Source organism: Cellvibrio sp., assembly GCF_053579595.1.
Genome location: NZ_JBRFPI010000311.1, coordinates 1 through 5,568, shown reverse-complemented (window position 1 = coordinate 5,568; position 5,568 = coordinate 1). Strand labels below are relative to the sequence as shown.

The window sequence follows — 5,568 nt, the reverse complement described above, 5'->3', positions numbered from 1 at the left end:
TGCCGGTTATAGCGGCACACCCGGTTGGTTTTTGCAAAAAACTCACGTGAATGGCGAACCGGAATGGGTAGGGGTGCAACTCGATCAAACCGGTATGCCCATTATGCTCGGCTGGCGTTTGTGGAAAGAGGGCATTTTGAGCGATGCAGATATTTCCAGCTGGTATCAAAAAATGCTGAAACCTGCGGCGGATTTTTTGGTGAACGGCGGTGCCGTCAAAATTATGTGGAATGACACCAGCATCAAACCGCCCTACACGCAACAAGAGCGCTGGGAAGAACAGCAGGGTTATTCGCCCTCCACTATCGCCGCTGTCATTGCCGGCCTGGTCTCTGCGGGCGACATAGCAACACAGGCAGGAGATACCGAAGGCGCAGCAAAATATTTCGCCGCCGCCGATAAATATGCCAGCGATCTGGAAGCCCGCACTTACACTACCGCAGGTTCGCTCACCGGCGAGCAAGGTAATGGCAGTTATTATTTGCGCATTAACGCCAATGAAGATCCAAACGATCACTCAGCGCTGGGTACCAGTAACGCACAAGTCATTGCCGATGAATCGCAAGTAATCGATGGCGGATTTTTGGAATTGGTGCGCTATGGTGTGCGCGCCGCAAACGATGCAAAAATTCTCGAAACTTTGCCGGAATATGACAACGTAAAACTGCCGGATTTATTGCGCACCAAATACGAATTTACCTTCCCCGGCGTTGAAGGCAGTTTCCCCGGCTGGCGCCGCTACGGAATTGATGGCTACGGTGAAGATACGGCAACCGGCTTGGGCTATATGGAAGCCAACAACTCCAGCCAAGGGCGCGGACGTGTATGGCCAATCTTTACCGGGGAACGCGGTCACTATGAATTGCAATTGGCAAAAACCAAAAACAGCTCCGATATAGAAAAACTGCGCAACACCTATGTAAAAGCCATGGAGTTGTTTGCCAACCAAGGCATGATGTTACCTGAGCAAGTGTGGGATGGTGTCGGCAGTAATGCCACCTATAATTATCAAATCGGCGAAGGTACCAACGGTGCAACACCACTCGCCTGGACCCACGCGGAATACGTGAAATTATTGCGCAGCTACAGCGATGGCAAGGTCTGGGACAGAAATGCAAGCACAGAAGCGCGCTATGTGAAGTAATCCATTTCGCACGCTCTATGGCGCAATAAAACGAGAATCCCGTTTTCAATATTTTTGGAAACGGGATTTGCGTTTAAAAAAATCTCCAAACAAAAAAATAAATATCAGCAATAACAACAATATCAAGACTAACAAAGGCGCTACACGATGAAACAACCAACCCTTCCCTTCTGGCAAGTCTGGAACGTCAGTTTCGGCTTCTTAGGGGTGCAACTCGGATTTGCATTGCAAAACGCCAACGTCAGCCGCGTGCTTTCAGATCTCGGTGCTGACTTGCATTCACTCTCACTCTTTTGGCTCGCCGCTCCCATTATGGGTTTATTGGTGCAGCCCATCGTCGGCGCCGCCTCGGATCGCACCTGGAACCGTGTTGGCCGTCGCCGCCCTTACATTCTCGGCGGCGCTATTGCCGCCGCAACCGGGATGCTATTAATGCCCAACGCATCACTCTTTGTTGCGTTTATTACCCCCATGTTATTTGGCGGATTGATGCTGGCGTTAATGGACGGCGCGTTTAACGTGACCATGCAACCCTTCCGCGCGTTGGTTGCGGATATGGTACCCAATGAGCAGCGCACACTCGGCTACTCCATTCAGGCACTGCTGATTAATATCGGCGCGGTGATCGGCTCTATACTGCCGTTTGTGCTCACCAATATTATCGGGCTGGAAAATACTGCCCCCAAAGGCGAAGTCGCCCCGACGGTTACCTGGGCGTTTTATATCGGCGCCAGCGCATTATTCCTCACTGTACTTTGGACAGTGATTCGCACCAAAGAATATGCTCCCGCCGATTACAATCGCTACAAAGGTTTAACGGCGGCGGCTCCTGAAGCAAAAAAAACGATTGCACAGCGCTTGGGAAATTTCTGGCAATTATTTATCAATATGCCAAAAACCATGCGTCAACTTGCCGTGGTTCAATTCTTCTCCTGGTTTTCATTATTTATTATGTGGGTCTACACCACACCCGCCATCACCCAATATATTTGGGGCATAGAAGCCAAATGGTTTGATGCCGATTATTTGCACTCACTCGATGTAATCCCAACAGAAATTGCCGCCGCAAAAGGCGCCGCTGGCGATTGGGTGGGAATTATCTTTGCCGCCTATTCGTTATTCGCCGCACTCTTTTCAATTGTGCTGACACGCATCGCCAATCGTTTCGGTCGCAAGCTCACCTATTCACTTTCGCTACTCGCCGGTGGTTTGGGTTACATGAGTTTTTTATTATTCCAAAACGCCGAAGTAGTACATGTGAATTTGTGGTTAACCGAAGTGGATGTCCCCCAGGGCGCTCTGGATTTATTAATCCCCATGATCGGCGTCGGCATCGCCTGGGCCGCCATTCTCGCCATGCCCTACGCGATTCTTGCAGGCTCACTACCTGCCGATAAAACTGGCGTGTACATGGGAATTTTTAATTTCACCATTGCCGCACCGCAAATTGTATCGGGTTTGGTAGCAGGGCAAATTTTGAAATATGTATTTAATAACGAGGCGATTTATATTTTAGTACTCGCCGGTGTATGTATGGTTCTCGGCGCGATTTCGGTGTATTTTGTGAAAGACTCTAACGAGCAAAACGAGCTAGTAGTCCAAAGTCATTAAAAAATTAATCTTTCTGCAATATAGAACATGCACGGTTCTATATTGCAGAAAGCAATACGCTAAAAAATTATTCTTTTGTAATACGTTCGAGTTCCTTTAATCCTTCTTCGACCCTGGCATTACTTTTCTTGAATCTTTTTTCTGACAACTTAAATCTTATTAGAAAGTACAGCAACCCAGTAACAAAAATAGTAATGCCGCAGAAAAATATGACTCTATAGATGTCATACTTATCAAAACCAAAATGCACTAAAATTTTTATAAAAATTAAAACCGCTATAGCAAACAGCCAATCATGCCACCTGTGCGATTTGATATTCACTACAGCATCCCCCAGTTTATTTAACCGGCTTTGCCCCGCAAGATCCACGCACAATTAACTTCGCTGGCAACAACATCGACTCAGGTCTTTCGCCATCAACCAGCAGCAACAAATTTTCTACCAATAACTCTCCGGCGAGCAGTGTGTCTTGTTGCACGGTGGAAAGCGGTGGATGGGTATAGGAGGCCATCGGGATGTCATCAAACCCCATTACGGCGACATCATTCGGGATGTGCATTCCTGCCTCTTCCAATGCTTTCATTGCGCCGATTGCAATTAAATCGCTCGCACCAAAAATGGCATCAAATGGCAAACGACGCTGCAGTAAACTCAGCGTGGCTTTGTAACCTTCTTCTTCAGAAGTTTCGGCAGCAACTTGCAGTTTGGGATTTACTTCAATGCCCACCTCTTTTAGCGCTTTGCAGAAGCCGTGATAGCGATCAGCAAATTCCGGGCTGTGCTCGGACACATCGCCGAGGAAGGCGATATTTTTACGCCCGAGCGATAACAAATGTTTTGCCGCGTTGTAGGCACTATTGAAATTATCGCAGCCAATTGACACACCTGGCTGACCTTCCAGCACTGGTCCCCAGGTAATAAAGTGCGCACCCACTTCTGTGAGGTAAGTTAGTTTTTTAACGAAGGTTTCGTAATCGCCATAACCCAAAAAGATAATACCATCGGCACGATTGGCATCTTCATAATCAGCATGCCAGTCTTCACTGAATTGTTGAAAGGAAATCAATAAATCAAAGCCGCGTTTAGCTGTCGCGCGAGTGATACTACCAAGCATCGACAGAAAAAAAGGATTGATTAATGATGTACCTGTGCCCTGATCTTCGCACAATAAAAGCGCAATCGTTTTAGTCTGTTGAGAGCGCAAGCTGCTTGCGTTTTTATCCACTTTGTAATTGAGTTCACGCGCAATTTGCTGAACCTTTAGACGGGTTTCTTCATTGACCAAAGGGCTATTGCGTAGAGCGCGCGAAACCGTGGACTGGGACACGCCGGCGCGGAAGGCAATATCAAAGGATGTGGGTTTATCGTCTTTCAACTCGTTGACCCTCGCGGTGATCCATTTTTGTTGTAATTGTTGTTTTAGCTTTGGTTGTAATAGGGGGTGATACTACATCAACCCCCTTTTTACGTACAGCGCGGGCAAAACGCCAAAACCGGCAATAAAAAAGCCACTCGTGAAAGTGGCTTTGAGAAGACAATAACGCAGCAGTGCTTAGCCTTGTTTGCGCATTCGCTGCGCCAACAACCCAAGCAGGCCGATCAGAACAAGCAGGCCACTACCGGATTCTGGCACCTCATGAGCGGCGATCTTGTCATTAATCCAATCGATAAAACCGCTCACCCGCGTTGAGCCATAGACGTCGCCGTAACCAAACATACCATTGTTGCTAAAGTCGCTGATAAACGAATGCACTCCAGCCAAATAGGTTTGGTCATTTTCTTGAACAAAGACGCCGCCACCCGAGTCACCCGGTGCAATCATGATTTCCAGCACCGTTGCCAGATCATCAAAATCCACACCTAAAAAATCAAAGGCGTTATAGGTTGTGTCAGTGGGATGATCAAAGTCAGACCAGAGGATTTGCTCACCGCTGCCTTCTTCTGACCAAAGATAATCGACAATGTTGGTACCTGCACGACGCTGATAATCGATGTATTGCATACCGGTCTCACCTGTACCGGAGTAACCAAAACCCGCACTGGCCGATAAATTAAACCGCTCATTGCTGCCGGTATAAAGCTGTGCGGGCGCCACATCAAAATCCGCATCAAAATGCATCAGGCCGATATCCCAACCGGCGAATAAATTGGCATCGCTATAGCTTTCATGCGCGACCCAGGAATCGGCTTCGTAAAAGCGCCAACCGGTATCATCTTGCAAATAGAAGGACATGGCCTGCGCTTGATTAACACAGTGGCCGGCGGTGAGCACCCAATTTTTATTGATTACGGTCCCGCTGCAGGAGTATGGCGAATCAGCTGTATCACCAATAATCAACCCCACCCCGCTGAAGGCAGGATCACCTGCAAAGCCGGTATACCAGGAATCGGGGGTATCGTGACGAATAAGCCCCGCAGAGGCAGGCACGCTCAACGCGGCCACTAACAAACTTGCAACTACTTTCATAATAAATTCCTTATTCCTTTGAATGTTGCCTGAAACTTATGATTCTTCCGTAAAATTGTCCGAACCGCATCAGGACGCAAAATATAACGCGATTAAATTTAGTTGCACAAGCTATGCTAAAAAACAAATTTCCCTCCACCCGCCAGAACATCTATATATAAAAAACGCGACGAACAGTAGGGGTGATGTGATATCACCCCTTCACATACAGGGAAGGAAGGCAGCTCATGGCTGCTGGGCAATGTGGGCATATTTGAGGGTGGTTAACTCGTTATGCAGGTTACCAAGAAATCGACGAAACGCTGTACGCCAAGCCAGATTTTGCGCCATTTTATTATTGCTGTC

At 47.8% G+C, this 5,568-nt stretch carries 4 protein-coding genes; 2 read left to right on the top strand and 2 right to left on the bottom strand.

What is annotated here, in order from left to right; translation table 11 throughout:
* Both ACWA6V_RS16480 and ACWA6V_RS16475 read left to right on the top strand, forming a co-directional pair.
* A partial coding sequence (locus ACWA6V_RS16480) for a glycoside hydrolase family 15 protein (protein ID WP_449523513.1) occupies positions 1-1,144 on the top strand: 1,144 nt, incomplete at its 5' end.
* A gap of 147 nt (positions 1,145-1,291) precedes the next feature.
* Positions 1,292-2,755 carry an MFS transporter gene (locus tag ACWA6V_RS16475; protein WP_449523512.1) on the top strand — a complete coding sequence of 488 codons (1,464 nt, stop codon included), beginning with the start codon at positions 1,292-1,294 and terminating at the stop codon, positions 2,753-2,755.
* Positions 2,756-3,093: 338 nt separating this feature from the next.
* Here the strand turns inward: ACWA6V_RS16475 and ACWA6V_RS16470 are convergent, their stop codons facing one another.
* Positions 3,094-4,131, bottom strand: a complete 1,038-nt coding sequence (locus ACWA6V_RS16470) for a LacI family DNA-binding transcriptional regulator (RefSeq protein ID WP_449523511.1) — start codon at positions 4,129-4,131, stop codon at positions 3,094-3,096.
* Between the two features lie 177 nt (positions 4,132-4,308).
* The gene (locus ACWA6V_RS16465; protein WP_449523510.1) at positions 4,309-5,223 is read right to left on the bottom strand and encodes a trypsin-like serine protease; all 915 of its coding nucleotides are present in this window, start codon (positions 5,221-5,223) and stop codon (positions 4,309-4,311) included.
* Positions 5,224-5,568: the final 345 nt, after the last annotated feature.